Origin of the sequence: Curtobacterium sp. PhB137, assembly GCF_003814955.1 — a bacterium.
Taxonomy (GTDB): domain Bacteria; phylum Actinomycetota; class Actinomycetes; order Actinomycetales; family Microbacteriaceae; genus Curtobacterium.
In genome coordinates, this window is the sequence record NZ_RKQO01000004.1 from 961932 (window position 1) to 982217 (window position 20286).

The window sequence follows — 20286 nt, forward strand, 5'->3', positions numbered from 1 at the left end:
GTCGGTCAGCGGTCGAACGCGTCGAGCACCGCCGATGCCGACCGGGCCACCAGGGCGTCGTCGTAGGCGGCGTCGGGGTCGTTCCGCGTGGTCAGGACCGAGAGCACGATCGGGTCGCCGCCGGGCGGGGTCACCCGCGCCACGTCGTTCCGGATCGGCCCGGCGCCCCCGGACTTGTCGACCACGACCCAGCCGTCGGGTGCGCCGGCCCGGATGAGTGCGTCGCCGGTCGCGTTGCCGCCCATCCAGTCGACCAGCAGCGCGGTGTCGGCGCGGTCCAGGGTGCTGCCGTCGAGCACGGTCGCCAGGGCTGCGGTGAACGCCGCCGGGGTCGTGGTGTCCTCAGTGCTGCCCGGCTCGATGGTGTTGAGGTCCGGCTCGCCGTGGACCACCTCGGTGGTGGTGTCGCCGAGCTCGGTCAACGCGGCGTCCAGGCCGCTCGGACCGCCGATGCGCGTGAGTACGAGGTTCAGGGCCGTGTTGTCGCTCATCCGGACGGCTGCCTCGGCCAGCTGCTCGTACGACAGCCCGTCGGCCACGTGCTGTTCCGTCACGGGGGAGTACCCGGCAGCGGCGACGTCCGCGGCCGTCCAGTGCACGACCTCGTTCCGGGCGTCCGCGGGCACCGAGCGCAGGAACTGTGCCGCGGCGAACGCCTTGATGGTCGAGGCGTAGCCGAAGCGTCGGTCGCCGTTGTACGCGACCCTCTCACCCGTGACGGTGTCGGTCGCGACGACGCCGACCGTCGCGTCGTACTCGCGTTCGAGGCCCGCGATTGCTCGGCGGACCGTGGCGGTGGTCGCGGCGTCCGTCGTCGGCGGCGGCGTTGTCGCAGGGGTGCTCGTCGGTGTGCTCGTGGACCGTGCGGACGACGTGGCCGACGCGGTCGGTCCGACGGAGCCGCCACCGGAGCACCCGGCGAGGACGAGCACGGCGACGGTGCCGCCGACGACCAGGGGGAGAGCACGGTGCATGGGAGCACCCTGCCGCTCGACCCTGGTCACACGCCGGGAACCGGCACCCCGACCCGGGCGACGGAGACCTGCGTGCCGACGCCCCGCTCGCGGGCGAGGTCGATCAGCCGGGCAGCGACGGCGAGGTCCTGCGCGCCGAGCCCGACCGAGTCGAACACGGTGATCTCGTCGTCCCCGGTCCTGCCGGGTGCGCGTCCGGCGATGACCTCGCCGAGTTCCGCCGGGTGGAGGTCCTGCGGGACCGCCCCCTCGACCACGGCCTCGAGCAGGTCACCCGACTTCGTCCAGGCGGTGGCCCGGCTGTCGACGAAGAGCGTGCCGCGCCCCATCGCCGCGCCGTCGAGCTCCCGGTGCGTCGGGCGGGGCCGGGCCCCGACCGCGTTCACGTGCTGGCCGGCGTGCAACCAGGCGCCGCGGACGATCGGGTCGACCGAGGGCGTCAGGGTGCAGAGCACGTCGGCCTCCTCGACCACGCGACGGACCTCCGGCGCGACCACGCACCGCCGGGCCACGTCCGGTCCGACGGCCTCGAGGAACCGGGTGACCGTCCCCGACGACCGGGACCACAGGACGATCCGCTCGAACGGTCGCGTCGCCTCGAAGGCACGGACGTGCTCGACGGCGAGGTTGCCCGCGCCGAGGATCCCGAGGGTCCGGCTGCCCGAGCGGGCGAGGTGCTTCGTCGCGACGACGGTCGTCGCCGCGGTCCGCGCCCGGGTGATCGTCATGCCGTCGAGCACGGCGACGCACTCGCCGGTGACCGAGGAGGACACCAGGATCGTGGAGCGCTGCGACGGCAGCCCTCGCGCACCGTTGTCGGGGATGTCGGCCATCAGCTTGACGGCGACGAGCCCGAGCCGGTCGGAGCGCACGGCCATCGGCAGGAAGAGCGCGTCGTCGGCGCCGGTCAGGGCGACCGGGGCCGGCTGCTGCATCGCGCCGGTCCCGAGGTCGGCGTGGACGGCCTCCACGGCCCCGACGACGTCGACGGCGTCGATGAGACCGGCGACGTCGGCAGCGCCGAGGACGACGGTCACGACGCGGTGACGGCGGTCGAGGCGCCGAGCAGCTCCTCGAGCGACGGGGTGTGGGTCGTGAGGCCACCGTCGAACAGGATGCGCATCCAGCGGTCGGAGGCATCGCGGTCGACGACCGCGGAGTCCCAGACGCCCCCGGCAGCCATCTCGTCGGCGGCCCGTCGCAGCAGGGCGGCGTCCTTCTCCGGCCACCGGGCGGCGAGCACGGCCGCGATCTCGGCGTCGGCGTCGCCCGCGGTGATCTTGGCCATCGCGGCGGCGATGCCGTCCATGAACCGGTCGACCCGGTCGCCGAGTTCGTCGATGCGGTCCGTGCGCGTGTAGTAGACGCTGTTCGGCATCACGCCACCGGCGTCGAGGTGCCGGAAGACGATCGTGCCCCCACCGGCGGCGACGAGTTCCTGGGCGGAGACGAGGTCGAGGATGATCGCGTCACCGAGCCCGCCCTGGTACAGCTCGATGAGCATCGCGGTCGACAGGTCGCGGACGAAGCGGGTCGCCGCGACGTCGAACCCGGCCTCGCGGACGAGTCCGGCCGTGAACTCGTACGGGGCGCTGCCGCCGGCACCGGGCGCCAGGACGACCTTGCCGGCGAGCCAGTCCAGCGTGATCGGGGTCGTCTCGTCGCGGGCGACGATGGTCATCGGGAACCCGTGGTTGAGCTGCCCCACGACGGAGAGCTTCCGCGGGGTCCCGGCGTACATCGCGGGGACCCAGAGACCGCCGAGGGCGAGGTCGGCCTCGTGCGAGTCGATGTCGTCGAGGACGCCGGTCCACGGGTCGCAGGCCTTCGCGGTGACGGACAGGCCGCGCTCGGCGAACAGACCGCCGACGTCGGCGACGTACTCGGGCAGGTAGTTGAGGCCGTTCGCGGTCGCCGAGATCTTGAGGGTGTCCATGGTGTTCTCCGATCGTGGGGTGGTGGGCCGGGGTGTCCGGCCCACCGGGGTGGTGCGGTTGGTGCGGGTGGTCAGGTGGGTCAGGCGGTGGTGGTCGTGAGGGCGTTCTCGTTGACGTCCTCGAGCGACCGGCCGCGGGTCTCCGGGGCGAAGCGTGACGCGACCACGAGGACCGCGTACATGACGGCGGCGAGTCCGAAGACGCCGGCGAAGGCCCACGAGCCGTACAGCGCGATCGCGGCGAACGGCATGACCGCTCCGGCGATGTTGCCGATGCCGTTGACGATCGAGGCGCCGGAAGCACGGATCGCGGTCGGGTAGACCTCGGCGGTCCACGCCGCGAGGGTGGTGTTCGTCAGCATCGTGAAGAACTGGAACAGGGCACCGAGCACCAGGATCGCGGCGGTGTCGTTGCCGAAGGCCGCGAACGCCAGGGCGGTGAGGCAGCCGAGGATCCCCGCGACGGCGATGAGGGGCCGTCGTCCGACGCGGTTGGCGAGGAGCGCCGCTGCCGTGCACCCGAGGAGGGATCCGATGTTCATGATCATCGTGTAGAGCAGGCTCTGCGACACGGTGTACCCACGCTCGACGAGCAGGGTCGGCATCAGGAAGTTCAGCGTGACCTGCACACCGAAGGCCATCCACGAGGCGACGCCGATGGCGATCGTCCGGCGGAGCACCAGCTTGTGGAACACCGCTGCGGGCGACGAGTGCAGAGCGACCGGCGGCAGGTCGGCCGGCGTCAGGCGCACCGGGGGAGCGGCGTCGGCGGGCGGGGTGAGCGTGTTCGAGGCGAGGACCGCGAGCGAACGGTTCGCTTCGTCGACCCGCCCCTTCGACAGCAGCCAGCGAGGCGTCTCGGGCAGCTTGCGGCGGTACAGGACGACGAACAGGGCTGGGATCGCGAGGATCACGAACGTCCAGCGCCAGACGTGGTCGTCACCACCGAGCGGGGCGGCCAGCGGGCCGAGCAGCAGCAGGAACAGGCCGTAGGAGATGAAGTTGCCGATGCCGCCGGCGCCGACGTTGATGGTCGCGATGAGGCCGCCACGGTACTTCGTGGCCACCATCTCGGACAGCATCGCGATGCCGATCATGAACTCGCCGCCGACGCCGATCCCGACGATGAACCGGCTGACGAGCAGCATGTCGAAGTTGAAGGAGACGGCGCTGAGGAGGCCGCCGAGCGTGTAGACGAGCAGGTTGAGCCCGAGTGAGAACCGCCGACCGTACTTGTCGGCGAGCCAGCCGGCCAGGAACCGGCCGACCAGCCCACCCAGGACGGTGGCGGTGTTGATCGTGGAGAGCTGGACGTCGCCGATGGCGAGCGAGGCCTTGATGTTGGTGGCCATGGCGCCGACGGAGTTCTGCTCGAGCGTGTCGAAGAACTCCCCGGCGAGGATGAGCATGAGGACCCAGAACTGGGCCCGGGTGAAGCCGATCGAGTCGAGGGCGGATCCGATGCCGCCTTCGGTTCGGGCAGCGGAAGCGGTTTGGGTTGGTGCGGTGGAGCGGGTTACAGCAGTCATTCGTAACTCCAGCGGGGGAAGAGTGAGGTGGGTGCACCGTGCGGTCACTCTTTTGTATACGAAAAGCTGTTTCGGGCTGGTTTCGAACACGAGACGGTTCGTTACGGCTGCCTGAATCACCTGGATATTCAAGCATGCAGACGGGGCCGCGCCAAGCTCGCGGGCTGTTTTGTATACGTTCTTACGGGTTCAGGGCCCGGTAGATCGCTTCGTCGCGGCGCAGGTGCTCGTCCATCAGCAGCCCTGCCTGCACCGAGGCGCCGCGCAGGATCGCGCCGGCGACGGCGGTGTGGTCATCGCTGCTCGATGCCACCTCGTCCTGCGTGACCCGCTCGAACGCCCACGCCGTCTGGTGGATGAGGTGGTCGATCATCGTCTCGAGCCGGCTGTTCCCCGAGGCTCGTGCCACCAGCCCGTGGAACGCGAACCGCGGTGACTGCGCGGCCTCGACCTCTTGGTCGGACCGTTGTTCGCGACCGACGGCACGGAGCAGGTCGGCGCACTCGCCACCCTGGCGACGGGCGGCGAGCTCGGCGGCCAGGACCTCGAGTCCTCGGCGGATCTGCATGAGCTCGATGACCACCTCGGTCGAGGAGTCGGCGACCCGGACGCCCTTGAACTTCTCGGACTCGACGAACCCCTCGGTCTCGAGCTGCCGGAGTGCTTCGCGCACGGGGACCCGCGAGACGCCGAAGCGTTCGGCGAGGGCGTCTTCCTTCAGCCGGGAGCCACGTGCGAGCGTGCCGGCGATGATCTCGGCCCTGATCGCCTTGAGGACAGATGCCGGCTTGGACTCCACAGCACGATGCTAGTTGGAGCGAGTGACGGGAATCGAACCCGCGCTACCAGCTTGGGAAGCTGGAGTTCTACCATTGAACTACACTCGCGCACCCCGCAGAACGGGACTCGGCAAGCCTAGCGGATTCTCGCCTGGAAGCCAGCCGACCGCGCACCGTACGCCTCCTGTCGGGCGTGTGCCGGGCCTCCCGAGTCTCCGCTGTGAGCACGCCAGCCTGACGGACAGGTGTCGTCCTCGTGTGTACCGTCCAGGGAGTTCCAGCGCCGAAGAACCCGAGGAGGACCGGATGGTCAGGCATCCCCTCATCGACGACGTGGTCGGTCCCGCCATCGTGGTCGAGTCCGCCTCGCCGGTCGTGTGGCTGACGGACGCGCTCGCCTCACTGCTCCGCCGGTCGGCGGACGCCGGCCGCATGGTCGTGCTGCGGACCGGGCGCGAATCCGCGATCACCCCCGCCCTGCGGCACGCGCTCGGTGCCTACGGTGCCGCGTGGGCAGTCGCCGACTTCGACGGGACACTGCGCGACGGCCGGACGGGTGCGGCAGCCTCGGGCATCGAGGACTTCGTGCACCGCGGCCCCGAACTCGTCGGCACACCGTCTCCCGAGCACCCGGTCGCAGCCGACTCCGTCCGCCAGATCAGCATCGACCTGACGCTCCGCCACCACGCCGAGCGTGCCGTGGACATGGGGTCCGCGATCGAGGCCCTGTGCCACACCGTCGGCACCTGCCCCACCCGCTGGGGCACCGCCGAACCGCTCACCGTTCCGTGGGACCGATGGGTCGTCACGCAGTACGCCAAGCACGAGGCACCCGGGGTGTCGACCTCGTACGCCGTCGGCGAGGGCTTCTCTGCCACGATGACCGCCCACCTGGTCGGTGGCGTCGTCGTCGAGACGATGTCCGCCGTCTTGACCGTGCCCGAGGAGAACACCGACCCGGAGCTCGCGAACCGCCTGTTCGACGCCGTGCAGCAGGTCGCCGACCAGGTCGTGCCCGTCTTCGGTGTGGTGATGCAGCGCCGGGGGGACGCCGACCACCTGATCCGCGCGGTGTCGCACGGCGAGCCGTCGCCGCTCGCCGTCGTCGTCGGACCCGAAGCCTCCGAGTTCCTGGACCGCGACGGGGTCTGGCCGCCACCGCGCACCACGACGGCGACGTTCGGCACCCGGTCCGGGGCAGGCGACCGGTCCGGGGCGGGCGGCCCGTCCGGAGCAGGCGACACCGGTGCCGCTGACAGCGACATCGTCGACGGCGGCATGATCGTCCGCTTCGAGGACGGCTGGGAAGCCCTCGAGTCCTTCCTCGACCGCATCGACGAGGACCGCTTCCTGCAGCTCGTCGGCGGAGCGCCCCTCGACCCGGCCCACGACGAGGGCACGCTCGACGGACACGTGCGGGACGCCCGGGTGGCAGGCGGTCACGGTGCCGCGTGACGTCACCATCCTCTGCCGCCAGCCGGTCGAGCCGCGGGAGGTCGCCGAGGCGCTGCTCCTGCACGACGAGTCCTGGGGTGTCCGAGCCCTCGACGACGGCCCGATGCTGCAGGTCTGCCGCGACGCCACGCACCCGGTGATCACCGTGCTCGGGGTGCGGCGGGTGGACTCGTTCGACGAGGTCGAGCGGATCCTGCCGGACGCTCCCACGATCGCGACTCCACTGTGGTGGGTCGACACCGTCACCCCCGCCGGGGCCGACGGCGAGTCCGGGATCTCGGCGGCGCTCGAGGCCGCACTCGACCTCGACGCGGTCTGCATCGTCCACGGCGACTGACGGAGCCGACGCGGCCGGCCGGCGACGTCCGCCGGACGCGACGACTGCCGGACGCCACGCCTGCCGGAGCGACTCGTCGCGCGGATCGGCCACGCCCTGCCCCCAGTTGTGGTGAGAACTCACGTTTCGAGACCCGTGAGTACCCAGAGCCGCTCTACGGTGTGAGGACCCGAGCCGACGAGCCGGGCGAGCACGCTCCTCGTCGGCACCCTTCTCACTGAACAGGGCTCCAGTGCGTACACACCACCAGGGGCGCGCCGTCGCGCGCGCTCGCAAGATCCTCACCGGCGTGGTCGTCGCCGGTCTCGCGGGCGTCGCGCTCGTCGGGGTCGGAGCGACCACCGCGTCCGCCGCGGCACCCGCGCAGACCACCTTCGTGAACGAGGGGTTCACCGGCGCGAGCGCCGGCGACGCCTACATCCTGCCGTCGACGCAGTCCGGTGCCGCGAACGTCGCGTGCCTCACGGCGAAGCCCGCAGCCGGTTCGGCGAACACCGGCTCGATCCCGACCTGTGCGGGCGCCACGGACGCCGACGGCAGCGGCGCGCTCCGCCTGACCGGTGCGGTGAACAACCAGGCCGGTGGCCTCGGTGCGAAGCAGTCCGTGCCGATCACGAAGGGCATCGACGCGGTCTTCGACAGCTACCAGTACAACGGCTCCTCGGCCGACGGCATCGTCTTCTACCTCGCCGCGACCGACCCGTACAACCCGACCGTGCCGGCGAAGATCGGCTACCTGGGCGGTTCGCTCGGCTACAGCGCGAGCACGACGAACAACGCGCAGGGTCTGTCCCACGCGTACCTCGGCATCGGCCTCGACCGCTACGGCAACTTCGGCAACCGCCAGTTCGGTGGCACCGGGTGCGAGTCCGACCAAGCGACCAACGGCAGCCTCACGGCGAACGCCGTGACCGTCCGAGGCCCCGGCGACGGCGGCACCGGCTACTGCGTGCAGTCCCGCACCGTGGTCAACGGGTCGCTCAACAAGACCGGCGTCACCGACCGTGCGCAGGCCAAGGTGCCCGTCGAGATCGTGATCAACCCGACGTCGTCGGCGCTCGCCGCGCAGGAGAACACCGCGGTGTCCGTTCCCGCCGGTCAGTACGCGGTCGTCTTCACGTCCATCGGCGGCTCGCAGCAGGTCGTCCGTGGCGCGCTGCCGAAGCTCACCACCGGCAACGCCGCGAACGTCGACCCGTCGTGGGTCGACCCCGCCACCGGCTACCCCTACAAGCTCACCTACGGCTGGGTCGCGGGTACCGGCGGACAGAACGACATCCACGAGGTCAACTACCTCCGCACCACGACGGCTGCCGGTCCGGTGCCGGTGCTGACCGCCAGCACGGGAGGCACGGCCACCGTCGCGCACGCCGGTTCCGGCGCGTACACGGTCACCCCCACCGTCTCCGCTGACGGTGGCTCCGAGTCGCAGCTCGTGCGCACGACCACCACGTTCCCGGCGGGCGTCACGCCCGACGTCTCCGGTGTGACCGGTGCGGGCTGGACCTGCCAGCCGCCCGTCGGGCAGGTCGTCACGTGCGACCAGGCCGTCGACGCCGGATCGCCCCTCGCCCCGGGCGCCGAGCTGCCCACCCTCTCCATCCCGTACTCGGTCACGGGCGCAGCGCGCACCGCGACGATCTCCACCGTCGTGGCGTCGACCGACGCCGAGGCGGTCACCGTCACCCGCGGCCTGACCGTCGAGCCGCAGGGCACGACGCTCACGGTCGCCGACGCCACCGCGACCGTGGGCGACACGGTCACGCTGACCGCCCAGGTCGCGTCGTCCGCGAAGACCGGTGCGACCGCGCCGACCGGCACCGTCACGTTCACCGACACCGACACCGAGACCGGCGCGGTGCTCTGCACGGCGACGATCGTCGACGGTGCGGCCTCGTGCGACACGACGACGTCGACGGTCGGCACCAGCGGGGTCACCGCGACCTACGAGGGTGACGCGGACCACACCGCTGCGTCCGGCACGGGTGCGCTCACCGCGACCAAGGTGCCGACGGCCGTCGCGGTCGAGTCGACCCCGACGTCCGCTGCGTACGGCGAGCAGATCACGCTCGACGTCACCGGCCTGGGCTCCGGCTCGGAGACGGTCGCCGCGCCGACCGGCACGGTCGAGTACCGCGAGGGCTCCACCGTCCTGTGCACGGCGACGCTCCCCGACACGAGCTGCGTGGCCGAGGGCCTCGGTGCCGGCACGCACACGGTGACCGCCGTCTACTCCGGCGACGCGCTGCACGCCGGCTCGACCTCGGTCGCAGTGGACCTGACGGTCCGCAAGGCCTCGACGACCATCGGCACCCAGCCCGGTACCGGTGGTGGCGACCCGAGCGACGGCGGTGACCCGAGCGACGGCGGCGAGCCGACCGCACCCGACACCACGGTGACGGTCACGCACGGCGAGACCACCACGCTCGACACCCCGAACGTGCCCGAGGACGCCACCGGCACCATCGAGTACGTCACCGACGACGGCACCGTCCTGTGCACCGCGACGCTGCCCGACACCACGTGCGCGATCCCGTCCGACCTGCCGGGTGGCAAGTACACCGTGCACGCCCACTACAGCGGCGACGACAACTACGAGGCCGCCGACGGTGCGCCGTTCGAGCTGGTCGTGACCGCGCAGTCGACGGCCCTCGTGGCGAGCACCGACGCGACGGCTCCGGTCGTCGGCTCGAAGGTCCGCCTGACCGCGTCCGGCCTGCCCGTCGGCGCGACCGGCACCGTGACCTTCACGGCCGCGGACGGCTCCGTCCTGTGCACCGTCACGCTGCCCGAGACGACCTGCGAGACCGACGCCCTGCCGGTCGGCACGAACACGGTCACGGCTGCCTACAGCGGTGACGCGTCGTTCGCCGCGTCGAGCAGCACGCTCGAGGTCGTCGTCGCGGCGCTCCCCGCCGTCGAGCCGACGCCGGAGCCGACCGACGAGCCGACCACGCCGGAGACCTCGGCGCCCGCCCCGGGACCGTCGGACTCCGCCGACCCCTCGGCGACGGCCGCACCGATCGCCCCGTCGGCGTCGGCCACGGCGTCCGCCACGCCTGCGCCGACCACCACCGGTGCGCTCGCGTTCACGGGTTCGCCCGTGGCCGTGGGCACCGCGATGGCACTGGCGGCAGCACTGCTCATCGCGGGCCTGGTGCTCCTGATGGTCCGTCGCACCCGGGCCGCTCGCGGCACGGTCGCCGACACCACCGCGGAGTAACCGGCCGCACGGACGAGGACGGCGCCCCGGGCAGATGCCCGGGGCGCCGTCCTGTTCGTGCGCCTGGTGTCCGTCAGTCGCGGCGCGCGGTGTCGGACGCGTTGATCGCCGCCAGACGTTCGTTGTACGCCTTCAGGTCGGCGTCGCCGTCGCGTTCGGCCTTGCGGTCGAGCCGCTTCGCGTCGCGCTTGTCCGTGCGGATCCAGTTCCGCACCACGAGCAGCGCGACGAAGACCATCGGCAGCTCGGAGGCACCCCAGGCGATCCCGCCGCCGGTGTGCTGGTCGTCGAGCAGGGCGGCGTCGTTCGTCTGCCCGAGAGCGTGGAACCAGTCGATCGCGAACACCGACTGCGAGGTCATCACGGCGACGCCGAAGAACGCGTGGAAGGCCAGGGTGGCCAGCAGCGCGATGATCAGGATCGGGTACGGCGGGCGCTTCGGCCCCGGGTCGACGCCGACGAACACCCAGAAGAACAGGTAGCCGCTCAGCACGAAGTGGACGACCATCGCGACGTGCCACTCGTGCGACTGCATCGCCGCCTGGTACGCCGGCGTGAAGTAGAACACCACGAGCGACCCGGCGAAGATCACACCAGCGACGGCGGGCTTCCCCATGAACTGCATGTACCGCGAGTGCACGAAGAGCATGAGCCACTCGCGGGCCCCGCGGGAACCGTCGTTGCGGACCGGCAGGGTGCGCATGGCGAGCAGCACCGGACCGCCGAGCACGAGCGGCAGCGGCACGAACATCATGAGCAGCATGTGCTGGACCATGTGCGACGAGAAGTGGATCATGCCGTACACGGCCGGTCCGGCCGACGTGGTCCAGATGAACAGGGCGCAGCCGATGACCCACGCGATGGTGCGCCCGACGGGCCACTTGTCGCCGCGCTTCCGGAGCTTCCGCACGGCGAGCAGGTACCAGACGGCACCGACGACGGCGAGCCCGAGCCACACCCAGTCGATGTGCCACTGCGTCAGGTACGTGTGCATCGTCTGGGCCGGCGGGAACGGGAACCCGATCAGGCCGGAGCGGGTGTCCTCACCGGTCTCGGGCGTCTGCGGGATCGGCGGCTGCGAGCGGGACACGGCCACCGAGACGCCGATCGCCACGGCCATGAACACGATCTCGGCGAGCGCGAACCGGGTGAACCGACGGCGGTCGAGCGGCGCGCGGAGCAGCCCGGGCACCAGCTTGCGGCGCTGCACGACGCCGGCGACACCGAGCAGCACCAGGATGACGGCCTTGACCGTGATGAGTGCGCCGTACGGGGTGGTGACGAGGTCGAGCGGACCGGTCAGCCGCAGCGAGGCGTTGACGATGCCGGAGAACGCGACGGCGCCGAACGACCACCCGGCCAGCGTGGAGTAGCGGGAGACCACCCGACCGGTCGCGCCCTTCGTGCGGGTGCGCAGCAGCACGACGGCGACGAGCCCGCCGGCCCAGACGCACACCCCGATCAGGTGGATCGCGAGGGAGTTCACGGCGTTGGCGTGCTCGAGCGAGCCGGCGGCGTGGCCGGACAGTGCCAGGGGGAGCAGGGCGAAGAGGCCGAACACGGTGGCGACGGCGAGCGTCGTGACCCGGGTGGCGAACGCGGCGAGCACGGTCGCGATGAGGATCGCCGCCGCGGAGACCACGAGCGCCTGACCGATCTCGACCTGGAACGCGAACAGCATGAAGTTGCGGGCGAACACCGGACTGGTGAGCGGGACGCCGAGGGTGTTGGCGCCGGTCAGCACGACGGTGACGGCCGCGGCGAGGAACCAGATCGATCCGGTCGCCGCCGCCCAGCGCGTGGCGCGGTGCTGCACGCTCGAGAGTGCCCGGTGGTCCTTCTTCTGTGCCGGCAGCGCGAACGCGGCGACGATGAGCAGGCCGACGGTCAGCGCCGCCATGGTGTCGTGCACCACGCGGGCGATCGGCAGGCCGTACTCGACCACGTCGCCGGCGGACACCAGCTGCTGGTTCGCGGTGAACGCTCCGGTGATCGTCAGGCCGAGGATCGAGCACGCGACCGCGAGCGGGATGGCGACGACCAGCACGGTCGCGACGGTGGACGTGCGCGCGGTGACGGGCGCGGATTCCGGCGCCGGGCCTCCAGGCTGGGTTGCGGGGGACGTGACGGTCATCAACCTTGTTCCAGGGACGCGTGCGTCCGCGAGACCGCGGACCCTCCATGGTAGGCGGGTCGGTCTGGAGGCGGGGTGTCAGTCCGCAGCGCGCGCTGCGGTGCGCCTCAGGCTCGCGCCGACGACCCCTGCAGGTCGCGGATCCGGCCCAGCTCGTCGAAGTCGACCGTGATGGTCCCGTCCGCCAACGTCAGCGTGCGCCCGTCCCAGGGGACACCGCGGAGCGACGCCCAGCTCCCCACAGCGCGGCGGTGGTCGTGCACCTCGGTCGTCTGCAGGCCCTCACCGAAGACCCGGACCATCCGGGGGACCGTCGGTGGCGCGAACAGCAGGCCCTCGAACAGCACCCAGAGGCGGGAGCCTCCGCCGACGTGCCCGCCGAAGCCGAACCACGAACCCGTCGCCAGCCGTGCCGCGATCGACATGTCCCACGCGAACTCGTACCCGGCGTCTGCGGCGTCGGCCTGCCGGTGCTCGCCGAACGGGACCTCGCCCTGCACGAGTTCCGGGATGCCGAGCCGTTCGCCCAGCGCGCGGGTGGCGTTCGCGGCGGCGAGCACCGACGCTGGGTACTGCGACGGGTTCGCCCAGCCCCAGAGCCAGCTGCGCGGCCCCGGTGCGGCCGACCCCAGGAGCTGGATCCGGAACTCGCCCGGGTGCGGTCCGACGAACTGCAGGGTGCCGGCGGCGAGGTCGACGTTCCAGCGTTCGTGGTCGTCGTACCGGTCGGCGAGCTGCAGCTGCGCCTCCCAGGCCAGGAAGACCCCGTCGCTTACCAGATCGTCCATCCCCCGTGAGCGCGCCATGGGGGAACCCTACGCCGGGCGGTGTTCCCAGATCCCCTCGCTGCCGACGCCCACGAACCCGACGGCCTCGTTCACGTCGAGCATCGGGCGGTTCTCCTCGGCGTTGAAGGTGATGATCGAGGGGTGCCCCGGGTGGTCGCGCTCGATCGTCTCGATCCCGACCACCTTGAGCAGCCACCCGAGCCGGTGGCCGCGGTGCTCACGCAGCACCAGGGTGTCGCCCTGCATCACCGGCTGGACCACGGGCCCGGGGACGGCGAGCTGGGTGAAGCCGACGAGTCCGCCGGACGACACGTCCTCCACGGCGACGGTGCGCATGGTGCGCGGGCCGTCGTCGAGGTGCTGCTCGTGCGTTCGGAGCCGATCGACCGTCCAGGCGTCCTCGGGCTCGGCCATGTCGCCGGCCGGGGCATCGGTGCTCATCCGGGTCAGGAGGAGTGCGACGTCCGTCTGCCACCGGGACGGAGTCGGTCCGGCCCAGGTGTGCACGCGGTACCGGTCGGCCGCCGCCCGCGTCGCCGCCGCGCGGACGCCGGAGAGCGCATCGGGGTCGGCCGGGAGCTCCAGACGGCTGATCCGGTTCACCTGCCCGAACCGCCACCCCCGGCTCGTCAGGAACCGGGCTCCGGGTTCGTCCTCGGGCACGACGCCGAACCCGGTCGGTGCACGGAGGTACCCGGGGCCCGCTGCGGGGCCGACCTGCCGTGACACGGCGTACGTCTTCCACTGCGTGCGGCCCTGCTGCCTCGCGACCGCTTCGACGTGCTCGGCCAGGAGCGTGCCGATGCCACGGCGCCGGTGCTCGGGCGCCACGCTGACCGCCATCCAGCAGTTCGGGGCGTCCGCGACCGCCTTCGATTCGTACGAGCCGGCCCCCACCGCGGCCCCCTCGTCGTCACGGACCAGGAACAGTCGGCTGGGCGCGTCGGGGTCGATCAGGTACGGCAGTTGTTCCTCGGGCGTCCAGAGCAGTTCCGGCAGTCCGGTGATCGACACCTCGGCGCGGTTCTGCACGTCGACCCACTCGCGGAACGCCCGCACGGTCCCCGGGCCGTCGTCCATCGTGGCGGGGACCACGAGTTCGTGGACGGTGTACGCGGTCATGTCGGTTCCTCCCAGCGGTGCGAGGCCGCCCGGCCCCGGACAGCCTCGCAGCATATCGGCGGGGGTCCGCTGCCGCTAGGCTGCACGGCGTGCTGCTCTCCGATCGCGACATCACCGCCCAGCTCGCCGAGGGCCGGATCGGTCTCGACCCCCACGACGCCTCGCTCGTCCAGCCGTCGAGCATCGACGTCCGGCTCGACAAGTTCTTCCGGCTGTTCGACAACCACAAGTACCCGCACATCGACCCGGCGGTCGACCAGCCCGACCTGACCCGGCTGGTCGAGACCGACCCGGACGAGGCCTTCGTGCTGCACCCCGGCGAGTTCGTGCTCGGCTCGACGTACGAGGTCGTCACGTTGCCCGACGACATCGCCGCACGGCTCGAGGGCAAGAGCTCGCTCGGACGCCTCGGCCTGCTGACCCACTCGACCGCGGGGTTCATCGACCCCGGGTTCTCCGGCCACGTGACGCTCGAGCTGTCGAACGTCGCGACGCTGCCGATCAAGCTCTGGCCCGGCATGAAGATCGGGCAGCTGTGCTTCTTCCAGCTGTCCAGCCCTGCCGAGAAGCCGTACGGCTCGGCCGAGTACCAGTCGCGCTACCAGGGCCAGCGTGGGCCGACCCCGTCGCGCTCGGCGCAGAACTTCCACCGCGCGGACGTCTCAGCGCGCCCCTGACCGCGGTTCACCCGACCCGGAACGACGTCAACGACGTCGTGCGATATCGATGACGTCGTTCCGAGTCGACACCGCCATGTCTCCCGGCGGACGAAATGTCGCATTCTGTGTATCGTTGCAGCATGTCCGTAGTCCCTCCACGTCCGGCGCCCACGGTGTCGGCGGCCGCGCTCATCCGTGACGCCCGTGACCGCGCCGAACTGACGCAGGTGCAGCTCGCCCGCCGCGCCGGCGTCACGCAGAGCGTCATCAGCACGTACGAGAACGGCCGACGCGAACCCTCGCTCGCCGCACTCCAGCGCATGCTCCGGGCCGCGGGCTTCACCACGTCGATCGACCTGCTCCCGGTCGAGGACCCACCGCCGCTGCGTGAACGCGTCGCCGCCGCGCGGCAGGACCTGATCGCCGTCGTCGAGCGGTTCGGTGGCCGGAACCCCCGGTTGTTCGGCAGCGTCGCCCGTGGGGACGACGGCCCGGGCAGCGACGTCGACCTGATGATCGACGTCGACGCCGGGCTCGGCATCTTCGCGCTCATGCGCATCCAGGACGGCGCCGAGCGACTGCTCGGCGTGCGCGTCGACGTCGTGGACGCCGCCGGCATGAGTCCCGAGGTCGTCCGACGCGCGGTGCCGCTGTGAGCCAGGAACCGGTGACGCCCCGGCTGGTCGGCGACCGACTCGACGACGTCATCGGCGCGTGCGAGGCCATCGGCCGGTACGTCGGCGACGAGCGGCTGCCCGAGGACCTGGTGCACGACGCCGTCCGGATGCGGCTGGTCGAGATCGGCGAGGCGGTCCGTGTCCTGCCGAGCACCGTCACCGCGAGCGAGCCGGACATCCCGTGGTCGCGGGTGTCCGACCTCGGCGACCGGCTGACCCGGCGCTACTTCGACACCACTCGCGCGGTGGTGTTCGGCACGGCCCACACGGACGTGCCGCACCTGGCCGACGCGGCGCGGCGGTTGCGCGCGACCCAGCCCTGACCCGGCGGGTCGCGCGGGCACCGGACGTGCGTGCACGGCGGACGGGAGGCACGGATCACGACGTGCCCCGGGCCTCCCGTCCGACCGTGGCCGGCCCCACGACGACGCAGGACGGCCCCGTCTCGCCGAAGCGAGACGGGGCCGTCCGTGTGAGCAGGGGAGATCAGCCCTTCTTGGCGAGCTCCTCGAGGGTGTCGTTGCCCTTGTAGGCCTCGACCGCGTTGTCCTTCGTGACCAGGATCGGCGTCAGCTCGACGGCCGGGACGACCTTCGAACCGTTGTCGTTGTTCTTGTCCTTGGTCGTCTTCGGGGTCTTGCCGTCGGCGAGGTCGGACACCAGGTCGATGGCCGCCTGGGCCTCTTCCGTGGTGTTCTTGTAGATCGTCGAGTACTGCGTGCCCTTCATGATGAGCGGGATCGAAGCGGTCTCCGAGTCCTGCCCGGTCACGACGGGGTTGTCCTTGCCGGCGGCCTTGGTCGCGGTGAGGATCGCACGGGCGAGGGTGTCGTTCGGCGACAGGACGCCGTCGAGCTTGGTGTCACCCGTGTAGTACTGGGCCAGCAGGTCGGTCATGCGCGACTGGGCCTTCTGCGCGAGCCAGCCCTGCGTGTTCACCTTGGCGAACGTGGTCTGACCCGAGACGACCTTGAGCGTGCCGTCGTCGATCTTCGGCTGCAGGACGTCCATCGCACCGTTGAAGAACACGGTGGCGTTGGCGTCGTCCGGCGAACCGGCGAAGAGCTCGACGTTGTACGGTCCGTCGCCCTTCTTCTCCTCGAGGCCCTTGAGCAGTGCCTGGGCCTGCAGCTGGCCGACCTTGAAGTTGTTGAATGCGACGTAGTAGTCGACGTTCTTCGTGTTCAGGATGTTGCGGTCCCAGGCGATGACGGTCGTGCCCTGGGCCTTGGCGGCCTTGACCTGCGAGCCGAGCTGCGAACCGTCGGCAGCACCGATGATGATCGCCTTCGCACCCTTGGTGACCATGCCCGAGATCTGCGACTGCTGGTCGGGGACCGGGTTGCCGGCGTTGGCGTACTGGATGTCGGCCTTGAAGCCGGCGTCCTCGATCGACTTCTTGAACGCGGCGCCCGCGAGCACCCAGTTCTGCGAGGTCTTGGCCGGCAGGGCGACGCCGATGAGGTCGCCCTTCTTGATGGACGAGCCGGAGCCGTCGCCCGAGTCGGAGGTGCCACGAGCCGAGCAGCCGCTGAGGGCCAGGCCCGCGACGAGTGCCAGACCGATGCCGGCGATGAGCTTCTTGCGCATGAGAGTGCTTTCTCTTCGTTGAGGTGGTGGTGCTGTGAGGGGAAGGGTTGGACTAGGGGAGGGTGATCTTGTCGGGCTGGTCCTCGATCGAGCGCGGCTGCTGCTGGGCCGCGGGGACCTCGGCTGCGTCCTTGCGCTGGAACTGCCGCATCATGCCGCCGATGAGCGACGGGCGGCCCTGCGACTTCGAGTAGACGTCGAAGGCGACGGCGATGAGGAGCACGAGACCACGGATGATCTGGACCTTGTTGGACTCGATGCCCATCAGCTGCAGACCGTTCGACAGCAGCGCCATCACGAGGCCACCGATGATGGAGCCGGAGATGGTGCCGATGCCACCGGCGACCGCTGCGCCACCGACGAACACGGCGGCGATCGCGTCGAGCTCCCAGCCGGTGCCGTCCGCGGGGCCCGAGGCGTTCGAGTAGCCGACGAACACCATGCCGGCGATCGCGGCGAGGACCGACATGTTCGCCATGACGAAGAAGTTCACCTTGCGGGCGCTGACGCCGGACAGGACGGCGGCGCTGGAGTTGCCACCGACCGCGTAGACCTGGCGACCGAAGATCGTGTTCTTCGTGATGAAGCCGTAGACGATGGTCAGGACACCGAGGATGATCGCGACGATCGGGATCGACGTGCCGACCGGGCCAGCGCCGAACAGGTACGTGGCGACGAGGGTGACGGCGACCAGGATGCCGGTGCGGACGACGGAGACCCACAGCGGCGGGACCTCGGCCTGCATCTTGCGGCGACGGGCACGACCGCGGACCTCGACGATGATCAGGACGGCGATGGTCACGGCGCCGATCAGCAGCGTGCCGTTCGAGAACCCGAAGTCGGGGCCGAAGTCACCGAGGAAGCCGGAGCCGATGGTGTTGTAGCCGTCCGGCGTCGGGACCGAGGTGGACGCACCGATGATCTGGTTCGCACCGCGGAAGATGAGCTGGCCGGCCAGGGTCACGATGAAGGCCGGGACCTTCACGAACGCCACCCAGAAGCCCTGCCAGGCACCGACGAGCGCACCGACGACCAGGCCGAGCACGATCGCCAGCCAGACCGGGAAGTGCCAGACCGACATCGACTGGGCGACGATGATGCCGACGAACGCCGCCACCGATCCGACGGACAGGTCGATGTGGCCCGCGATGATCACCATGACCATCCCCAGCGCGAGGATGAGGATGTAGGAGTACTGCAGGAACAGGTTGATCACGTTGGTGGGCTCGAGGATGAGCCCGTCCGTGGTGAACCAGAAGAAGATGACGATCGCGACGAGGGCGATGATCATGCCGTACTGGCCGATCGAGTTGCCCTTGCCGAAGAGCAGTTTCAGGTTGTTCATGAGACGGGAGCGCCCTTCCGCGCGGAGGTCATGCTGCGCATGAGCGTTTCTGGATCGGCCTGGTCCGCGGGGACGTCGGCCGTGATCTGGCCCTCGAAGATCGTGTAGATGCGATCGGAGAGGCCGAGGAGTTCGGGGAGCTCGGAGGAGATCAGGATGATGCCCTTCCCCTGTGCTGCGAGCTGCTGGATGATGCCGTAGATCTCGAACTTCGCGCCCACGTCGATGCCACGGGTCGGTTCGTCGAGGATGAGGATGTCCGGGTCGGTGAACATCCACTTGGACAGGACGACCTTCTGCTGGTTCCCGCCGGAGAGCTTCCCGACGTTCTCCTCGACGCTCGGCACCTTGGTGCGGAGCATCTTCCGGTACTTCTCGGCGACGTCGTACTCCTCGATGGAGTCGACGACGCCGCCCTTCGAGATCTTCTGCAGGTCGGCGGAGACGGTGGACCGCTTGACGGTGTCGAGCAGGTTGAGGCCGAGGGCCTTGCGGTCCTCGGAGACGTAGCCCATGCCGTTCTGGATCGCCTGCTGGACGTTCGTGACCTTGATCTCGTGGCCGTCCTTGATGATCTCGCCGCCGAGCCAGGTGCCGTAGGAGCGACCGAACAGGCTCATCGCGAGCTCGGTGCGGCCAGCGCCCATCAGACCCGCGAAGCCGACGATCTCGCCACGCTTGACGTGGAAGTTCGAGCCCTTGCAGACCAGGCGGCTGGCGTCGAGCGGGTGCTGCACGGTCCAGTCGCGGACCTCGAAGAAGGTCTCGCCGATCTTCGGGGTGCGGTCCGGGAACCGGCTCTCGAGCGACCGGCCGACCATGCCGCGGATGATGCGGTCCTCGTTGACGCCGTCGCCCTTGACGTTCAGCGTCTCGATGGTCTTGCCGTCACGGATGATCGTGATCTCGTCGGCGATCTGCTCGATCTCGTTGAGCTTGTGGCTGATGATGATGCTCGAGATGCCCTTGGCCTTCAGCCCGACGATCAGGTCGAGCAGGTGCTGCGAGTCGTTCTCGTTCAGGGCCGCGGTCGGCTCGTCGAGGATGAGGAGCTTGACGTCCTTGTGCAGGGCCTTCGCGATCTCGACCAGCTGCTGCTTGCCGACACCGATGTTCTTGATCTGGGTGTCCGGGTCGTCGGCCAGGCCGACGCGGGCGAGCAGGTCCTGTGCACGGAGCTGGGCGCTCGTCCAGTCGATCACGCCGAACTTGCCGGGCTCGTTGCCGAGGAACAGGTTCTCGGTGATCGAGAGCTCCGGGATCAGCGCGAGTTCCTGGTGGATGATCACGATGCCGGCCTGCTCGGACTGCTTGATGTCCTTGAAGCGGACCTCTTCGCCCTCGTAGACGATCTCGCCGTCGTAGGTGCCGTAGGGGTAGACGCCCGACAGGACCTTCATCAGGGTCGACTTGCCGGCGCCGTTCTCGCCGCAGATCGCGTGGATCTCGCCGGCACGGACGTTGAGGGAGACCTCGGACAGCGCCTTGACACCAGGGAACTCCTTGGTGATCGAGCGCATCTCGAGGATGGTCTCGGGTGCGGTGATCGACCGGGTCTCGAGGCCGGTGTCGATCGGGGTTGACGCCACAGTGCATCTCCTTCTGCCGCTGCGATGCGGCAGTTGTTCGGGTGGTTCTGCTGCGGCAGCGAAAGGGCGCAGGTGGCCTGCGTGGACTTCGTTGTCGCGTCCGGTGCCCCGCTGGTGTGACGCTCATGTGAACGGTCACATCGGCTGGA

General features: G+C 70.4%; 17 protein-coding genes and 1 tRNA gene. 6 read left to right on the plus strand and 12 right to left on the minus strand.

The annotated features are described in order from the left end of the window. Positions 1-5 precede the first annotated feature (5 nt). The 6 genes from bla to EDF28_RS05090 form a co-directional block, all read right to left on the minus strand. Positions 6-974 carry a class A beta-lactamase gene (gene bla, locus EDF28_RS05065; RefSeq protein WP_123937378.1) on the minus strand — a complete coding sequence of 323 codons (969 nt, stop codon included), beginning with the start codon at positions 972-974 and terminating at the stop codon, positions 6-8. A 26-nt stretch (positions 975-1000) separates the two neighbouring features. Further along, positions 1001-2011 (minus strand): ornithine cyclodeaminase family protein, encoded by a 1011-nt coding sequence (locus EDF28_RS05070; RefSeq protein WP_123937379.1) that lies wholly within the window; start codon positions 2009-2011, stop codon positions 1001-1003. After that, a complete protein-coding gene (locus EDF28_RS05075) occupies positions 2008-2910 on the minus strand; it encodes an ABC transporter substrate-binding protein (RefSeq protein ID WP_123937380.1) in 903 nt (300 codons plus the stop codon). The genes EDF28_RS05070 and EDF28_RS05075 overlap by 4 nt, the downstream gene beginning before the upstream one ends. An 80-nt stretch (positions 2911-2990) precedes the next feature. After that, positions 2991-4439: an MFS transporter gene (locus tag EDF28_RS05080; RefSeq protein WP_260154537.1), complete on the minus strand. Its 1449-nt coding sequence runs from the start codon at positions 4437-4439 to the stop codon at positions 2991-2993. A 181-nt stretch (positions 4440-4620) separates the two neighbouring features. Beyond that, the gene (locus EDF28_RS05085) at positions 4621-5238 is read right to left on the minus strand and encodes a GntR family transcriptional regulator (RefSeq protein ID WP_123293481.1); all 618 of its coding nucleotides are present in this window, start codon (positions 5236-5238) and stop codon (positions 4621-4623) included. A 14-nt stretch (positions 5239-5252) separates the two neighbouring features. Continuing rightward, positions 5253-5326: transfer RNA gene (locus tag EDF28_RS05090), tRNA-Gly, on the minus strand. 198 nt (positions 5327-5524) lie between these two features. Here EDF28_RS05090 and EDF28_RS05095 point away from each other — a divergent pair. From EDF28_RS05095 to EDF28_RS05105, 3 genes are all read left to right on the plus strand, one after another. Continuing rightward, positions 5525-6673 (plus strand): DUF6177 family protein, encoded by a 1149-nt coding sequence (locus EDF28_RS05095; protein ID WP_123937381.1) that lies wholly within the window; start codon positions 5525-5527, stop codon positions 6671-6673. Beyond that, positions 6663-7010 carry a hypothetical protein gene (locus EDF28_RS05100; RefSeq protein ID WP_123293483.1) on the plus strand — a complete coding sequence of 116 codons (348 nt, stop codon included), beginning with the start codon at positions 6663-6665 and terminating at the stop codon, positions 7008-7010. The genes EDF28_RS05095 and EDF28_RS05100 overlap by 11 nt, the downstream gene beginning before the upstream one ends. A gap of 232 nt (positions 7011-7242) precedes the next feature. After that, complete coding sequence (locus EDF28_RS05105) at positions 7243-10233, plus strand: Ig-like domain repeat protein (RefSeq protein WP_123937382.1); 2991 nt, start codon at positions 7243-7245, stop codon at positions 10231-10233. Positions 10234-10306: 73 nt separating this feature from the next. Here EDF28_RS05105 and EDF28_RS05110 read toward each other — a convergent pair whose 3' ends face one another. The 3 genes from EDF28_RS05110 to EDF28_RS05120 all read right to left on the minus strand — a co-directional run bounded on the left by EDF28_RS05110 (position 10307) and on the right by EDF28_RS05120 (position 14277). Further along, entirely contained in the window at positions 10307-12367 is a 2061-nt protein-coding gene (locus EDF28_RS05110) for a cytochrome c oxidase assembly protein (protein ID WP_123937383.1), read from the minus strand. A 107-nt stretch (positions 12368-12474) separates the two neighbouring features. Further along, positions 12475-13173: a DUF6882 domain-containing protein gene (locus tag EDF28_RS05115; protein ID WP_123937384.1), complete on the minus strand. Its 699-nt coding sequence runs from the start codon at positions 13171-13173 to the stop codon at positions 12475-12477. A 9-nt stretch (positions 13174-13182) separates the two neighbouring features. After that, entirely contained in the window at positions 13183-14277 is a 1095-nt protein-coding gene (locus EDF28_RS05120) for a GNAT family N-acetyltransferase (protein WP_185094132.1), read from the minus strand. A gap of 89 nt (positions 14278-14366) precedes the next feature. On the opposite strand from EDF28_RS05120, the gene dcd reads away from it, so the two are divergent. The 3 genes from dcd to EDF28_RS05135 all read left to right on the plus strand — a co-directional run bounded on the left by dcd (position 14367) and on the right by EDF28_RS05135 (position 15936). Continuing rightward, on the plus strand, positions 14367-14954 hold the full coding sequence (dcd, locus tag EDF28_RS05125) for a dCTP deaminase (protein ID WP_123339996.1): 588 nt from the start codon (positions 14367-14369) through the stop codon (positions 14952-14954). 122 nt (positions 14955-15076) lie between these two features. Continuing rightward, positions 15077-15592 carry a helix-turn-helix domain-containing protein gene (locus EDF28_RS05130; RefSeq protein WP_185094133.1) on the plus strand — a complete coding sequence of 172 codons (516 nt, stop codon included), beginning with the start codon at positions 15077-15079 and terminating at the stop codon, positions 15590-15592. Further along, the gene (locus EDF28_RS05135) at positions 15589-15936 is read left to right on the plus strand and encodes a DUF86 domain-containing protein (RefSeq protein WP_123937387.1); all 348 of its coding nucleotides are present in this window, start codon (positions 15589-15591) and stop codon (positions 15934-15936) included. The genes EDF28_RS05130 and EDF28_RS05135 overlap by 4 nt, the downstream gene beginning before the upstream one ends. A gap of 163 nt (positions 15937-16099) precedes the next feature. Here EDF28_RS05135 and EDF28_RS05140 read toward each other — a convergent pair whose 3' ends face one another. Genes EDF28_RS05140 through mmsA form a run of 3 tightly spaced genes read right to left on the minus strand, consistent with a single transcriptional unit; the run spans position 16100 to position 20068 of the window. Continuing rightward, on the minus strand, positions 16100-17203 hold the full coding sequence (locus EDF28_RS05140; RefSeq protein ID WP_123937388.1) for a sugar-binding protein: 1104 nt from the start codon (positions 17201-17203) through the stop codon (positions 16100-16102). 52 nt (positions 17204-17255) lie between these two features. Continuing rightward, complete coding sequence (gene mmsB, locus EDF28_RS05145; protein ID WP_123293491.1) at positions 17256-18548, minus strand: multiple monosaccharide ABC transporter permease; 1293 nt, start codon at positions 18546-18548, stop codon at positions 17256-17258. Next, positions 18545-20068: a multiple monosaccharide ABC transporter ATP-binding protein gene (mmsA, locus tag EDF28_RS05150; protein WP_123293834.1), complete on the minus strand. Its 1524-nt coding sequence runs from the start codon at positions 20066-20068 to the stop codon at positions 18545-18547. The genes mmsB and mmsA overlap by 4 nt, the downstream gene beginning before the upstream one ends. Positions 20069-20286: the final 218 nt, after the last annotated feature.